Origin of the sequence: Knoellia koreensis (genome assembly GCF_013041615.1) — a bacterium.
Taxonomy (GTDB): domain Bacteria; phylum Actinomycetota; class Actinomycetes; order Actinomycetales; family Dermatophilaceae; genus Pedococcus; species Pedococcus koreensis.
Map to the genome: position 1 here is coordinate 931,808 of NZ_JABEPQ010000002.1, position 14,557 is coordinate 946,364.

Sequence of the window (14,557 nt, forward strand, 5' to 3'; positions counted from 1 at the left end):
TCAGCAGTTCGCATCGAGCATCCCCTCGATCGCGGTCTTCTCGGCCGAGTCGACGGCCAGGTCCCAGAAGTACTTCACGTTGATCCACTCACGCACGTACTCGCACCGCCACGCCGTCCGCGTCGGCTGCCACTGCGCGGGGTCCTTGTCGCCCTTGCTGCGGTTGCTCGACGCCGACACCGCGATGAGCTGGGGCCGGGTGAGGTCGTTGGCGAACGCCTTGCGCTGGTCACTGGTCCACGCGTCGGCGCCCGAGCCCCATGCCTCGGCGAGCGGCACGACGTGGTCGATGTCGAAGGTCGACGGGTCGCTGGTCGAGACACCGTCGTAGACGCTGAACCACGACCCCTTCGTCGCCGCGCAGCTGCTGTCCACCACGACGCCGGTGCCGTCACGCTTGATGACGCTCTCGCGGGTGGTGCAGCCGTTCACGGTGATCCAGTGCGTGAACAGGGTCCGGTCGTAGCCCACGTTGTCCTCCGCACGCACCGCCAGCTGCGTGAGCTGGCTGCGTGAGTCACTCACGCTCGGGGCGGGCGGTGGCAGAGCGGCGGCGGCATCGGCACCAACCGGCACCGCGACGAGGGCGAGGATGGCGACGGCAAGGGCGCGCGGGGTTCTGGCCATGAGCACCGACCCTGCACCTGCGGCGGCGCCCGTGGGCAACCACCGCACCAACGCCGGGTTCGTGTTTGGCACGGGTTGTCCAAGGTGGGGTCAAGTGTGCCGCCAGCGGCGCCCTTGGCTAGTTTTCGGGTATGCCGCCTGCTCCCCTGACCGACCTCGTGCACCCTTCGTGGGTGCCGGCGTTGGAACCGGTCGCGGACACGGTGGCCGAGCTGGGTGAGTTCCTGCGGGCCGAGGTCGCGGCGGGGCGGGGCTACCTGCCGGCGGGCGAGCACGTGCTGCGCGCCTTCGAACGGCCGCTCGACGACGTGCGGGTCCTCATCGTCGGCCAGGACCCCTACCCCACCCCGGGCCACGCGGTGGGACTGTCGTTCTCGGTGGCCCCGGACGTCCGGCCCATCCCCAAGTCGCTCGTCAACATCTACAAGGAGCTCCAGACCGACCTCGGTGTCCCCGCACCCACCAACGGTGACCTCTCACCGTGGGCCGACCACGGCGTGCTCCTGCTCAACCGCGTCCTGACCGTCCGGCCGGGCACGCCGGCCAGCCACCGCGGCAAGGGCTGGGAGCACGTCACCGCCGCCGCCATCAGCGCCCTCGTCGAGCGCGGCGGGCCGCTCGTGGCGATCCTGTGGGGCAGGGACGCGCGCAACCTCGCGCCGCACCTCCACGGCATACCAGCCATCGAAAGTCCCCACCCCTCACCGCTTTCCGCGCACTCGGGATTCTTCGGGTCGCGCCCGTTCAGCCGCGCCAACGAGCTGCTCGCACAGCAGGGCGCCGACCCCGTCGACTGGAGGCTGCCGTGACCGACAACGCCACCCACCTGCCCGAACGCGGCAAGGTCTGGCACCGCTACGTCGCCATTGGCGACTCCTTCACCGAAGGCATGTCCGACGAGGTGCCCGGACAGCCAGGGGTGTATGCCGGGTGGGCCGACCGGCTCGCGGGTCACCTTGCGCAGCTGGCCGGTGGCGACTTCGAGTACGCGAACCTGGCGGTCCGGGGTCGGTTGCTCGCGGATGTCGTTGGGCCGCAGCTGGATGCGGCGATTGCGCTGGGCCCGGACCTGGTCTCGATGGTGGGCGGCGGCAACGACATCCTGCGACCCAAGGCCGACCTCGACGCGATCGCCGGGCAGCTCGAGGCTGCTGTCGTCCGGCTGCGCGAGGCGGGCGCGGACGTGCTGCTCGCGACGCCGACGGACCCGGCCGGCGCACCGGTGCTCAGGCACCTGCGCGGGCGGCACGCGATCCACTCGGCCAACGTGTTCAGCATCGCCCAGCAGCACGGCGCCTACGTCATCAACCAGTGGGGCATGAAGGCGCTGCTCGACTGGCGCATGTGGTCCGAGGACCGCATCCACATGACGAGCGAGGGGCACCGCCGGGTGGCGCTCAACGCGCTGTCGGCGCTGGGTCACGACACCGACCGCGCCGACTGGTCGACGCCGCTGCCGCCTCCGCCGCCGGTGTCGCGACGCGAGTCGGCGGCCGCGAACGCGGAGTGGGCGAAGACGCACCTCGCGCCGTGGGTGCAGCGTCGGCTGCGCGGCGAGTCCTCGGGTGACCGGGTGCAGGCCAAGCGTCCCGCCCTGGCACCGGTCGACCTGCCCGACACGGTGGACCATGACTGACCCGGCATCCGCCCTCGCGCCACGGGTGCAGGCCGCCATCCGGGCCGCTCTGGGTGATGAGTTCGCCGACACCGATCCCGTCATCCGCCCCTTCGCGCTCAAGACCAAGAAGGGGCCTAACACCAAGCAGGACAAGGGTTTCCAGCCCGGTGGGGGCACGGCTGCACCGACGCGGCCAGCAGCCGACCTGCAGGTGAATGCCGCGATGTCGCTGGCCAAGCGGGCGGGGCGTCCGCCACGCGAGGTGGCCGAGGCGATCGTGGCGGCCCTGCGCGAGGCAGGGGTCGACGACCTCGTCGCTGGGCTGGAGGTGGCGGGTCCCGGCTTCGTCAACGTGACGCTGGCCGACGACTGGGTGACCGGCGCGACCCGTGAGCTGCTCGCGGACGACCGGCTCGGCATACCGACCCCGGCCCGTGAGGTCATCCCGATCGACTACTCCTCGCCCAACGTGGCCAAGGAGATGCACGTCGGTCACCTGCGCACGACGGTGGTCGGCGACTCACTCGCGCGCACCCTCGAGCGGCTCGGGCACCACGTCATCCGGCAGAACCACATCGGCGACTGGGGCACGCCGTTCGGCATGCTCGTCGAGCACCTGCTCGAGGTCGGCGAGGACTCGGCCGAGGCGGAGCTGCTCGAGGTCGACCCGAACGCGTTCTACCAGGCGGCCAACGCGAAGTACCGGGCGACGAAGGACGACCCGTCGCCCGACTCGTTTGCCGTGCGGGCGCGACGCCGGGTGACCCTGCTCCAAAGCGGCGACGCCGAGACCTACCGCATCTGGGAGCAGCTGCTCGACCGGTCCAAGGCCTACTTCAACCGGGTCTACGACGAGCTCGACATCACGCTCACCGACGCCGACCTCGACGGTGAGTCCCGTTACAACGACGAGCTGCCCGCCATCGGCGCCGACCTCGAGGAGCGCGGCATCGCCGAGGTCAGCGACGGGGCGTTGTGCGTGTTTCTCGACGGCTACACGGGGCGAGACGGCGCGCGCCTGCCGCTCATCGTCCGCAAGTCCGACGGCGGCTACGGCTACGCCACGACCGACATCGCCACCCTGCGTCACCGGTCGCTCGACCTCGACGCCGACCGCGCCCTCTACGTCGTCGGCGCACCGCAGCACCTGCACTTCGAGATGTCCTGGAAGGCCACCGAGCTCGCCGGCTGGACCCGCGACAAGACCCGCCCGATCCACGTCCAGATCGGCAACGTCCTCGGCACCGACGGCAAGCTCCTGCGCACCCGCTCCGGCGACCTCGTGTCGCTGCAGTCGCTCGTCGACTCCGCGATCGAGCGCGCGGCCCAGGTCGTGGCCGAGTCGCGGCCCGACCTCGACGAGGTGGCCCGCGGCAGCATCGCCCACGCCGTCGGCATCGCCGCCATCAAGTACGCCGACCTGTCGGTCTCGCACGACAGCGAGTACGTCTTCGACCTCGACCGGATGGTCGCGCTGACCGGCAACACCGGCCCCTACCTGCAGTACGCCGCGGCACGCATCCGGTCGATCCTGCGCCGGGCGGCATCGGAGGGCGGCTCCGGCGAGGTGCCGGCAGCCGACCAACCAGTGCTCGAGCTCACCGAGCCGGCCGAACGGGCGCTGGCGCTCCGGCTGCTCGACTACGGACGCGTCGTGGCCGAGGTCGGGGACACGCTCGAGCCGCACCGCCTCGCGGCATACCTCTTCGACCTCGCCTCGGCGTTCACGACCTTCTACGAGCACTGCCCCGTGCTCAAGGCGCCGACCCCGCAGGTGCGGGCCAGCCGGTTGGAGCTGTGCACCCTCACGCTGCGCGTCCTCACCGATGGCCTCGGCCTGCTCGGCATCACCGCCCCCGACGAGATGTGACGCCCTCGGAGCCCCCGCACAAGGCAAGTGAGCGACGCCCCAGCCCCGCCGCGACGATTTAGTTGGACGTCCTAGCAACCTCTACCCTGTGGGCATGCCTGCGACGCGTCTGATGCCCACCGAGGAGGGCCAGGACCTCATCGACCTCACCCGCGAGATCTGCGCCAAGGAGCTCCTGCCGCAGGTCGACGAGGCCGAGCGCCGCGCCGCCACCACCCCCGAACTGCCGGTCGACGCGTTCCGCACCCTCGGCAAGGCCGGCCTGCTGTCGCTCCCCTACCCCGAGGAGTTCGGCGGCGCCGACCAGCCCTACGAGGTCTACCTCCAGGTCGTCGAGGAGATCGCGTGGGCATGGATGTCGGTCGCGGTGGGCGTCTCGGTCCACTCGCTCACCTGCTACCCCGTGGCCCAGTTCGGCACGCGCGCCCAGCAGGAGGCCCTGCTCCCCGCGATGCTCTCCGGCGACCAGCTCGGCGCCTACTGCCTCTCCGAGCGCGCGGCCGGTTCCGACATCGCCTCGATGACCACCAAGGCGACGCCCGACGACCAGGCCGACCCCACGGCATACCGAATCAAGGGCACCAAGGCCTGGATCAGCCACGCTGGTCACGCCGACTTCTACACGAGCTTCGTGCGCACGTCCGACGACGGCGGCCGCGGCCTGTCGTGCTTCGTCGTGCCGGGCGATGCGACCGGGCTGACGTTCGGCACCCCCGAGAAGAAGATGGGACTGCACTGCGACACGGTCAGCGAGGTGCACTTCGACGGGGTCGAGGTCGGCGCCGACCGGCTGGTCGGCGAGCGCGGGCAGGGCATGGCCATCGCACTGTCGGCCCTCGACTCCGGCCGGCTCGGAATCGCCGCTGCCGCAACGGGTCTCGCACAGCGCGCCCTCGACGACGCCGTCGCCTACGCCAAGGAGCGCGAGCAGTTCGGCCGGCCCATTGCCGACAACCAGGGCCTTGCGTTCATCCTCGCCGACATGGAGGCCGCCGTCACGAGCGCCCGCGCGGCCTTCCTCCACGCCGCCCGGCTCCGCGACGCAGGTCGCCCCTTCAGCAAGGAGGCGGCGGTCGCCAAGCTGGTCGCCACCGACAACGCGATGCGCGTGACCACCGACGCCGTCCAGGTGCTTGGCGGAGCCGGGTACACCCAAGACTTCCCGCTCGAGCGCTTCATGCGCGAGGCCAAGGTGACCCAGATCTTCGAGGGCACCAACCAGATCCAGCGGCTCGTCATCGGACGCCACCTCCTGAAAGGCTGAAAACCCTTGCAGCTCAACGACTCCAGCGTCGCGCTCGTCACCGGTGGCGCATCCGGCCTCGGCGAGGCCACGGTCCGCCGCCTCCACGCCGACGGTGCCGCCGTCGTCATCCTCGACCTGCCGTCGTCGCCCGGCGAGGCCCTGGCCGCCGAGCTCGGCGACCGCGTCCGGTTCGCGCCGACCGACGTGCGCGACGAGGCGCAGGTGCAGGCCGCGATCGACACCGCGGCCGAGCTAGGCACGCTGCGCGTCGTCGTCAACTGCGCCGGCATCGGCACCCCCGGTCGCGTCGTCGGCAAGAACGGCCCGCTCGCCCTCGAGAAGTTCCAGTCGGTCATCGACATCAACCTCGTCGGCACCTTCAACGTCCTGCGCCTCGCCGCCGCCGCGATGATCCCGAACGAACCGGTCGACGGCGACCGTGGCGTGAACGTCATGACCGCGTCGATCGCCGCCTATGACGGACAGATCGGACAGGCCGCGTATGCCGCGAGCAAGGGTGGCATCGTCGGCCTCACCCTGAGTGCCGCGCGGGACTTGGCAGACAAGGGAATCCGCGTCGTCACGGTGGCGCCCGGCACCTTCATGACGCCGATGCTGGCTGGCCTGCCCGAGGAGGCCACCAAGGTCCTCGAGACCCAGGTGCCGCACCCGTCGCGACTCGGCCAGCCCGCGGAGTACGCCAACCTGGTGCGCCACATCGTCGACAACGGGATGCTCAACGGCGAGGTCATCCGGCTCGACGGCGCCCTGCGGATGCCCCCGCGCTGACCCCGGCACCGAGTCGTGTGGGTGTGGGTGCCCCATGGCGCACGGAGACCCACACAACTCGTGGGTTAGGCTTACCTAACCATGACTGAAGCAGCCACGCCCGCCCGCGCCAAGCGCACCGTCACCAGCGCCACCGTCGCGCGCACCGAGTGGCTCGCGCCCGACATGGTGCGCCTGGTGCTCACCGGGCCCGAGCTCGCGAACCTGCCCGAGCTCCAGCACACCGACCACTACGTCAAGCTGCTGTTCCCGGCGCCGGGCGCGGCATACCGCTGGCCCTTCGACCCCGACGAGCTGCGCGAGACCCTGCCACGCGAGCAGTGGCCGGTCACGCGGGCCTACACGATCCGGTCCTTCGACCGCGAAACCCTCGAGCTGACAGTCGATTTCGTCGTCCACGGCGACGAGGGCATCGCCGGACCGTGGGCCGCAGCCGCCCAGCCCGGTGACGCGATCGGCTTCTTCGGACCGGGAGGCGCCTGGGGTCCGAGCCCCGTGGCCGACACGTTCCTCCTGGTCGGCGACGCCGCCGCCATCCCCGCCATCGCCGCCGCCCTCGACCGGCTCCCACCGCACGCCGTTGCCCAGGCTTTTCTCGAGGTCGAGGACGCCACGACCCACGTCCCGCTCCCCCAGGGCGACAACATCGCGGTCACCTGGGTGCACCACGCCGACGAGCCCGACCGCCCCGTCGGCGACCAGCTCGCCGAGGTGGTCCGGGCTGCTGGCCTGCCGACCGGTGAGGTCCACGCCTTCGTCCACGGCAACGCGGGCATGGTCAAGGACCTGCGCCGCTGGCTCTTCGTCGAGCGGGGCCTGCCCCGCGACCGGGTGTCGATCTCCGGCTACTGGCGCTCGGGCTTCACCGACGAGGGCTGGCGTTCGGTGAAGAAGGAGTTCACCGCCGAGATGGAGCGCGAGGAGCAGGCCCTCCAGTCCCACTGACGACGCACGGCCGTATGCCGCCCGCTCACCCCCGCGCCGACGCGCCACCGAAGATCGTGGGGGCCACCGCCGCCGCACGCACCTCGCCGGGGGTCATGCCCAGCTCGGTACGGCAGGCCGCCGCGAACGCCGACTGACTCCGAAATCCCACCCGGGCCGACGTCACCGCCACCGAGTCCCCAGCGCGCAGGAACGTCACCGCCGCAGCGAGGCGCACCTTCGTGCGCCACCGCCGGAACGGCATACCCGTCTCGGCGACGAACGCCCGCTGGAGCGTCTTGGGGCTCACGTGCACCGCGCACGACCACTCGACCAGGCTCTCCGGACGGCTCGGGTCGCGCAGCAGTGCGAGTGCGACAGCACGCGCGGGTCCCACCAGCGGGACGGGCGCTCGTCCCTCGTCGCGGAGCAGCACCCCCACCAGCGTGTGCACCCGCGCGTGCGACCTGGTGCGCGCCTCGGCTGAGCCGGCACCCTCCTGGAGCGCCGAACGGACGAGGCGGTCGAGCACGTCGGTGCGCAGGACGGGGGTCGCGACGTCGACCCAGCCGTCGTGGTCCGCGGCCGCGAACCGCAGTGACAGGACCAGGCTGCCGTCGTCGACGTGCACGCGGTGGGCCTCGCCAGCTGGCAGCCACAGGGCCCACTGCGCGTCGACCGGGTGACGGTGTCCGTCGGCCTCGATGAGACCACGCCCGTCAGCGGTCCACGCGAGCTCGTGCTCGGCATGCCTCAGCCACATGCGTCCTCCCACAGGTGCCGGACGACCCGTGACAGCAGCGGCGGCACCCCCGTCGCTGGCTAGCCTAACCACGAGCCGACAGCGGGCGCCTCCACCAGGCGCCGCAGTCGGTGCGGGCGTGAGGGGCAGGCAGGGGACGGCCCGAAACCGCTTGCCGGGCTGTGGTCGGAGGGGACACCGCCCGGCAAGCGGGCGCACGCCGCAGCTGCGCAGAAAGTTCGGACTTCCCCTTGCGCTCGAGCCCGACCTGGGTCAAGATGAGCGGACCTCCTTCGGGAGGCCAGTCTCCTTCGGGAGACAACGAGACCCGGCCAACTCATACTTGGCCGGGTCTCACCTTTTGTAACAGGGCGACCGGGCCCAGCCGGTGACCGACACGCGGCGCGGGCGTGAACAGCGCCCAACGGCTCCTACCCAGTCCTGTGCGCGTCAATCAGGCCGCGACGGCCACCCAGTACCGCAGCTTCCCCGAGCGCTCGTCCTCGAACTTGCCGCCATTCGCCTCGATCACCTTGCGCGAACCCACGTTGTCGGTGTCGCACGTGACGAGCACCCGGTCCAGCGGGTAGTGGGCAGCCACGATGGGCAGCATCGCCGCGAGCATGGCCCTCGCATGACCCCGGCGCCGGTGCTCCGGCGCCACGTCGTAGCCGATGTGCCCACCAAGCTCGCGTAGCCCGTCGGTCAGTGGATACCTCATCTGGATGCGCCCCAGGTACTCGTTCCCGTCGACCCACCAGAGCGTCCACGACGGCACGAAGCCCGTCGGTCTCGGCGTCTCGGGCAGGCGCTCGGCGCGCAACGCGTCGACGTATGCCGCGAAGCCGGGTTGGTCTCGCCAGCGCGGCTCCCACGTCGCGAGGGCCCGTCCGATCGACGACCGGTCATCCGGGCCGCCTCGGCCCTCGGCGCGGAACCCGTCCATCGCCCGAAGGAACGACTCGTGGAACTGGACATCGGGCTCGGCGAGGTGAGCAGGCGGCATACCACCATCCTCACAGCGAAAACGGTTGGCCGCCAATGAGTTTGCACCATCGAGTCGAGTGCCTGAGGCCGGCCTATCGGTAGGTCTCAGGCACTCGACTCGGGTCAGACGGTGGCGGCGAAGGCCTCGTCGAGGATGTCGAGCCCCTCGCCGAGCAGCTCGTCCGAGGCCGACAGCGGCGGCAGGAAGCGGAACACGTTCCCGAACGTGCCGCACGTCAGCGTCACCAAGCCTCGCTCGTGGCAGGCCTTGTTGATTCGGCCGGTGAGCTCGGGGTCGGGCGTCTTGGCCTCGAGGTCAGACACCAGCTCGACCGCCAGCATCGCGCCGCGGCCGCGGATGTCGCCGATGACGCCGTGCTTGGCGGCCAGCGCCTCGAGCCGCGGCCGGAACAGCTCCTCGACCCGCCGCGCCCGCCCGCACAGGTCGTCGGCCTTCATCGTCTCGATCGCGGCGAGCGCCGCGGCACACGCCACCGGGTTGCCACCGTACGTGCCACCGAGGCCACCGGTGTGGATCGAGTCCATGACGTCCGCGCGGCCCGTGAGCCCGGCGAGCGGCATACCACCCGCAATGCCCTTGGCCGTCGTCACAAGGTCGGGCACGACGTCCTCGTGGTCGGACGCGAACCAGTCGCCCGTGCGGCAGAAGCCGCTCTGCACCTCGTCGGCGATGAACAGGATTCCGTGCTCGCGGCACCAGTCGTCGACCAACTTCATGAAGCCCGGCGCCGGCACGATGAACCCGCCCTCACCCTGGATCGGCTCGAGGATGACCGCAGCGGTCTCCTCCTCGCCGACCTGCGCGTGGACCAGCGCCACGAACTCCTCGAACGCCTCCTCGGCGCAGTGCTCCGGACCGGTCGGCCAGCGGTAGGGGTAGGCCATCGGCACGCGGTAGATCTCGGGCGCGAACGGGCCGAACTTCAGCTTGTAGGGGTTGACCTTGGCGGTCAGGCCCATCGTGAGGTTGGTGCGCCCGTGGTAGGCGTGGTCGAACGCGACGACGCCCTGGCGACCGGTGAAGTGGCGCGCGACCTTGACGGCGTTCTCGACGGCCTCGGAGCCGGAATTGAAGAGGGCAGAACGCTTTTCGTGATCTCCAGGGGTGAGCTCGGCCAGCGCCTCGGCGACGAGGACGTACTCCTCGTAGGGGGTCACCATGAAGCAGGTGTGGGTGAAGTCGGCGACCTGGCGCTGCACCGCCTCGACGACGCGCGGGTTGCCGTTGCCGACCGTGGTCACCGCGATGCCCGAGCCGAAGTCGATGAGCTGGTTGCCGTCGACGTCGCGGAGTATGCCGCCCGCGGCCTCCTCGACGTAGACCGGCAGTCCCGTGCCCACACCGGCCGACACGGCGGCCAGCTTGCGCTGCTGGAGGGCCTGCGACCTGGGCCCGGGGATGGAGGTGGCGAGGACGCGCTTCTGCTCGAGCATGCGCCGAGCATAGGACCGCGTCCGTGCGCGCGACTACGGTGGCTGGCATGGCCTCCAAGGCGTCCTCGCCCGCGACCGAGATCGAGGTCGGCGACCGCGACGTGCGGATCAGCAACCCCGACCGCGTCTACTTCCCGGCCCGCGGCGAGACCAAGCTCGACCTCGTCAACTACTACCTGTCCGTGGGGCCGGGCATCCTCAATGCGCTGCGCGAGCGACCCACCATGCTGCACCGGTTCCCCAAGGGCATCGGCGGCGGCGACAAGGTGCACCAGAAGCGCATCCCGCAGGGAGCACCGCCGTGGGTCGAGACGGTGCGCCTCACGTTCCCGCGCTGGAACCGCACCGCCGACGAGCTCTGCCCGACCGAGCTCGCCCAGATCATCTGGGCGGTGCAGATGTCGACTGTCGAGTTCCACCCGTGGAACAGCCGCCGCGCCGACGTGGAGAAGCCCGACGAGTGGCGCATCGACCTCGACCCGGGGCCGGACTGCCCCTGGTCGCGGGTGCAGCGGGTGGTGCCGGTCGTCCACGAGGTGCTCGACGAGCTCGGGGCCACCGGGTGGCCGAAGACCAGTGGTGGCAAGGGAATCCACGTCTACGTGCGCATCAAGCCCGAGTGGGGCTTCAAGGACGTGCGTCGGGCGGCCCTCGCTTTCGCGCGCGAGGTGGAGCGACGTATGCCGGACGACGTCACCACCACGTGGTGGCGCAAGGACCGCGACCCCGCCGACCTGTTCATCGACTACAACCAGAACGCGCGAGACCACACTATTGCGGCGGCATACTCCGTGCGCGGCAACCCGATCGGCACGGTCTCGGCCCCCATCAGGTGGGACGAGGTCGACGACGTCGAGCCCGACGACTTCACCATCGCGACGATGCCGGCGCGCTTCGGCGACCTCGGTGACCTGCACGCCGGCATCGACGACGCGGTCTTCGAGATCGACCAGCTCGTCGAGTGGGCCGAGCGCGACGAACGCGCGGGCGCGGAGGGCCCGGCCGAGCCCGACGACTGACCACCGGCTGACGAGGCGGAACACGCACGGGCCTTCCTGTTCCGCATCTGCGGCTATATGGTCTCATCCATGCCGCTCATGAGGATCAAGGATGCGGCGGCGTTCCTCGGCGTCAGCGACGACACCGTCCGCCGCTGGGTCGACAGTGGCGCTCTCGACGACGAGACCGACGACGCCGGTCGCAAGGTCGTCGACAGCTACCGGGTCGCGCTCCTCGCCCGCGAGCAGGCCCACGCCGTCGCCGACCCGAGCGGTGTCGGTCGCTCCGCCCGCAACCGGTTCGTCGGCCTGGTGACCGACATCAAGCGCGACCCGGTGATGGCGCAGGTCGAGCTCCAGTGCGGGCCGTTCCGGGTCGTGTCCCTGATGAGCAGCGAGGCCGTGGAGGACCTCGGGCTCGAGCTCGGGTCGGTCGCCATCGCGGTGGTCAAGTCGACCACTGTGATCGTCGAGACCCCCGGCGGTGCCTCATGAGGTATGCCGCCCGCGTCCTCGCCGCGGTCGCGGCACCACTGCTGGCCCTCACCCTCGCCGGGTGCGGGTCGGGTGACGAGTCGCCGCGGGGGGGCGGCTCGTCACCCACCAGCTCCGTGACGGCGGGCGGCGGTGAGCCCAAGGGCGACCTCACGGTCTTCGCCGCGGCGTCGCTCAAGAAGACGTTCACGCAGATCGGCTCGCGGTTCGAGCAGGACCACCCCGGCACCAAGGTCACCTTCAACTTCGCCGGCTCCTCCGACCTCGTGGCCCAGCTCCAGCAGGGCGCCCCCGCCGACGTCTTCGCCAGCGCCGACGAGAAGAACATGGCCAAGGCGACGGGCGACTCGCTCACTGCCGCAGCTCCCGTCGACTTCGCCTCCAACACCCTCGAGATCGCCGTGCCACCAGGCAATCCCGCCAAGATCGCCACCCTCGCCGACCTCACCAGACCCGGTGTCAAGGTTGTCGTCTGCGCGCCGGAGGTCCCCTGCGGCTCAGCCGCAACCAAGGTCGAGACCGCCGCCGCGATCGACCTCAAGCCGGTCAGCGAGGAGCAGAACGTCACCGACGTCCTGGGCAAGGTGATCGCGGGCGAGGCCGACGCGGGCCTCGTCTACGTCACCGACGTCAAGGGCGCGGGCGACAAGGTCGAGGGCATCGAGTTCCCGCAGTCGTCCGCTGCGGTGAACGTCTACCCCATCGCCACCCTCAAGGGCGCGCAGAACAAGGCCCTCGCCGACGCCTTCGTCGCGGCCGTCACCAGCGCCTCGGGCCAGGGGGTCCTCGCCGACGCCGGGTTCGGAAAGCCCTGACGGCGCGCCCGTGACCCGCAGCACCCGACCCGGCCACGCGGCATACCCACGCCTCGGCCTGCCCTCGTGGGTGTTCGTGCCAGCGGCGCTCGGGGCGCTCTTCGTGGTGCTGCCGCTCGTCGCGATGCTGACCCAGGTCGAGTGGTCGCAGTTCGGTGCGCTCGTCACGTCCGAGTCGTCACGAGCCGCGCTGGCCCTGAGCCTCAAGACCTCGCTGGCCAGCACCGTGCTGTGCATCGTCTTCGGGGTACCGATGGCGGTGGTGCTGGCGCGCAGCCGGTTTCCGGGGCAGTCGGTGGCGCGCTCGCTGGTGCTGCTGCCGCTCGTGCTGCCGCCGGTCGTCGGTGGCATCGCGCTGCTCTACACGTTCGGGCGGCGCGGGTTGCTGGGGCACGAGCTCGACGTGCTGGGCCTCCAGGTCGCGTTCTCCACGGCGGCCGTGGTGATGGCGCAGACGTTCGTGGCGCTGCCGTTCCTCGTGGTCAGCCTCGAGGGGGCGCTGCGCACGGGCGGGCAGCGGTTCGAGGAGGTCGCGGCGACGCTGGGGGCGCGGCCGACGACGGTCTTCCTGCGGGTGACGCTGCCGCTGGTGCTGCCGGGTCTCGCGTCGGGTGCGGTGCTCGCCTTTGCGCGGGCGCTCGGTGAGTTCGGGGCGACGATCACCTTCGCCGGGTCGCTCCAGGGCGTCACCCGCACCCTGCCGCTCGAGATCTACCTCCAGCGCGAGACCGACCCGCAGGCGGCCGTCGCCCTGTCCTTGGTGCTCGTCGCGGTGGCCACCATCGTCATCACTCTGACCCGACGGTCGCGGACCGCACTGTGAGCCTGCACGCCACCCTTCGGGTGCCCGATCGCGACGTCGACGTCGCGGTCGAGGTCCCCACCGGCCGCACGGTCGCCCTTCTCGGCCCCAACGGCGCAGGCAAGTCGACCACCCTGGCCGCTGTCGCCGGACTCATCCGTCCGGCTGCGGGCGAAGTCCGCTTGGGCGAACGAATCCTGTTCTGCGCCAACGGTTCCTCTCGCTTCATCCCGCCACACTCTCGAGGCATCGGCCTCCTCGCGCAGGACGCCCGGCTCTTCCCGCACCTGTCCGTGCTCGACAACGTGGCCTTCGGGCCACGCAGTGCGGGTATGCCGCGCGGTCGCGCCCGCGACCGCGCGCGGCACTGGCTGGCGCAGGTAGACGCCACCGAGCTGGCCGACCGGCGACCGGGCGCACTGTCGGGGGGTCAGGCCCAAAGGGTGGCAATCGCCCGCGCCCTCGCCACCGAGCCGCACCTGCTGCTGCTCGACGAACCCCTCTCCGCCCTCGACGTCGAGACGGCGCCCTCGGTCCGCCAGCTGCTGCGTCGCGTGCTGGCCGGTCGCACGACCCTCCTGGTCACGCACGACGTGCTCGACGCCGTGCTGCTCGCCGACGACGTCGTGGTCCTCGACGGTGGCCGGGTCGTCGAGCAGGGACCGACGAGCCGGGTGCTCACCCATCCCCGGAGCTCCTTCGCGGCGCGGATCGCCGGCCTCAACCTGGTGCGAGGCGCGCTCGACGGCGATGTCGTCGTAGGGCCCGAGGGGATGCGGGTGGCCGGGCTCGTCGACGACTCCTCGGTGGAGGGCATGGACGCCGTCGCGGTCTTCAGCCCCGCGGCGGTTGGCGTCTATCGCGTTGCGCCACAAGGGAGTCCGCGGACCGAAGTGCGTGCCACGGTGACCGACCTCGAACCCCACGGGCACCAGGTGCGGGTGCACACGGCATACCTGTCGGCCGACATCACCCCCGCGGCCCTCGCCGACCTGGCCCTCACCCCCGGCGACGAGGTGGTCCTCACCGTGAAGGCGAGCGAGGTCGCGATCTACGCCGGCTGAGCGGTGATACTTGTTGCATGGAGGTCGCTCGATGCAGGTGAGCCCTGCCCTGCGCGCCTCCGGACGAGCCCTGGTTGTTCGCGGGTTGGGTCGACCGCCATGGACAACCCGAGGCGGTCGCGCAC

15 protein-coding genes are annotated in these 14,557 nt (G+C 71.1%); 11 read left to right on the top strand and 4 right to left on the bottom strand.

Features of this window, described 5'->3' with window-relative positions:
- A complete protein-coding gene (locus tag HJG52_RS12675; RefSeq protein ID WP_171243906.1) occupies nt 1–627 on the bottom strand; it encodes an HNH endonuclease family protein in 627 nt (208 codons plus the stop codon).
- Between the two features lie 131 nt (nt 628–758).
- On the opposite strand from HJG52_RS12675, the gene HJG52_RS12680 reads away from it, so the two are divergent.
- The 6 genes from HJG52_RS12680 (at nt 759) to HJG52_RS12705 (ending at nt 7,095) form a co-directional block, all read left to right on the top strand.
- Nucleotides 759–1,436: a uracil-DNA glycosylase gene (locus HJG52_RS12680; protein ID WP_171243907.1), complete on the top strand. Its 678-nt coding sequence runs from the start codon at nt 759–761 to the stop codon at nt 1,434–1,436.
- Nucleotides 1,433–2,263 (top strand): GDSL-type esterase/lipase family protein, encoded by an 831-nt coding sequence (locus HJG52_RS12685; RefSeq protein WP_171243908.1) that lies wholly within the window; start codon nt 1,433–1,435, stop codon nt 2,261–2,263. The genes HJG52_RS12680 and HJG52_RS12685 overlap by 4 nt, the downstream gene beginning before the upstream one ends.
- Nucleotides 2,256–4,115 (top strand): arginine--tRNA ligase, encoded by a 1,860-nt coding sequence (gene argS, locus HJG52_RS12690; RefSeq protein WP_171243909.1) that lies wholly within the window; start codon nt 2,256–2,258, stop codon nt 4,113–4,115. The genes HJG52_RS12685 and argS overlap by 8 nt, the downstream gene beginning before the upstream one ends.
- A gap of 94 nt (nt 4,116–4,209) precedes the next feature.
- The gene (locus HJG52_RS12695) at nt 4,210–5,379 is read left to right on the top strand and encodes an acyl-CoA dehydrogenase family protein (RefSeq protein WP_171243910.1); all 1,170 of its coding nucleotides are present in this window, start codon (nt 4,210–4,212) and stop codon (nt 5,377–5,379) included.
- 6 nt (nt 5,380–5,385) lie between these two features.
- Nucleotides 5,386–6,150, top strand: a complete 765-nt coding sequence (locus HJG52_RS12700; RefSeq protein WP_171243911.1) for a 3-hydroxyacyl-CoA dehydrogenase — start codon at nt 5,386–5,388, stop codon at nt 6,148–6,150.
- A gap of 81 nt (nt 6,151–6,231) precedes the next feature.
- Nucleotides 6,232–7,095, top strand: a complete 864-nt coding sequence (locus HJG52_RS12705; protein WP_171243912.1) for a siderophore-interacting protein — start codon at nt 6,232–6,234, stop codon at nt 7,093–7,095.
- A 25-nt stretch (nt 7,096–7,120) separates the two neighbouring features.
- Here the strand turns inward: HJG52_RS12705 and HJG52_RS12710 are convergent, their stop codons facing one another.
- From HJG52_RS12710 to gabT, 3 genes are all read right to left on the bottom strand, one after another.
- The gene (locus HJG52_RS12710) at nt 7,121–7,837 is read right to left on the bottom strand and encodes a helix-turn-helix domain-containing protein (protein WP_171243913.1); all 717 of its coding nucleotides are present in this window, start codon (nt 7,835–7,837) and stop codon (nt 7,121–7,123) included.
- 433 nt (nt 7,838–8,270) lie between these two features.
- Nucleotides 8,271–8,822 carry a GNAT family N-acetyltransferase gene (locus HJG52_RS12715; protein WP_171243914.1) on the bottom strand — a complete coding sequence of 184 codons (552 nt, stop codon included), beginning with the start codon at nt 8,820–8,822 and terminating at the stop codon, nt 8,271–8,273.
- A gap of 104 nt (nt 8,823–8,926) precedes the next feature.
- The gene (gene gabT, locus HJG52_RS12720) at nt 8,927–10,258 is read right to left on the bottom strand and encodes a 4-aminobutyrate--2-oxoglutarate transaminase (RefSeq protein ID WP_171243915.1); all 1,332 of its coding nucleotides are present in this window, start codon (nt 10,256–10,258) and stop codon (nt 8,927–8,929) included.
- Between the two features lie 47 nt (nt 10,259–10,305).
- Here gabT and ligD point away from each other — a divergent pair, with 47 nt between their 5' ends.
- From ligD to HJG52_RS12745, 5 genes are all read left to right on the top strand, one after another.
- Nucleotides 10,306–11,277, top strand: a complete 972-nt coding sequence (ligD, locus tag HJG52_RS12725; RefSeq protein WP_171243916.1) for a non-homologous end-joining DNA ligase — start codon at nt 10,306–10,308, stop codon at nt 11,275–11,277.
- 69 nt (nt 11,278–11,346) lie between these two features.
- The gene (locus HJG52_RS12730) at nt 11,347–11,751 is read left to right on the top strand and encodes a TOBE domain-containing protein (RefSeq protein ID WP_171243917.1); all 405 of its coding nucleotides are present in this window, start codon (nt 11,347–11,349) and stop codon (nt 11,749–11,751) included.
- Complete coding sequence (gene modA, locus HJG52_RS12735; RefSeq protein WP_171243918.1) at nt 11,748–12,566, top strand: molybdate ABC transporter substrate-binding protein; 819 nt, start codon at nt 11,748–11,750, stop codon at nt 12,564–12,566. Before HJG52_RS12730 ends, modA begins: the two co-directional genes overlap by 4 nt.
- A gap of 58 nt (nt 12,567–12,624) precedes the next feature.
- On the top strand, nt 12,625–13,389 hold the full coding sequence (locus HJG52_RS12740; RefSeq protein WP_240978025.1) for an ABC transporter permease: 765 nt from the start codon (nt 12,625–12,627) through the stop codon (nt 13,387–13,389).
- Nucleotides 13,390–13,409: 20 nt separating this feature from the next.
- The gene (locus HJG52_RS12745; protein ID WP_346767726.1) at nt 13,410–14,432 is read left to right on the top strand and encodes a sulfate/molybdate ABC transporter ATP-binding protein; all 1,023 of its coding nucleotides are present in this window, start codon (nt 13,410–13,412) and stop codon (nt 14,430–14,432) included.
- Nucleotides 14,433–14,557 lie beyond the last annotated feature (125 nt).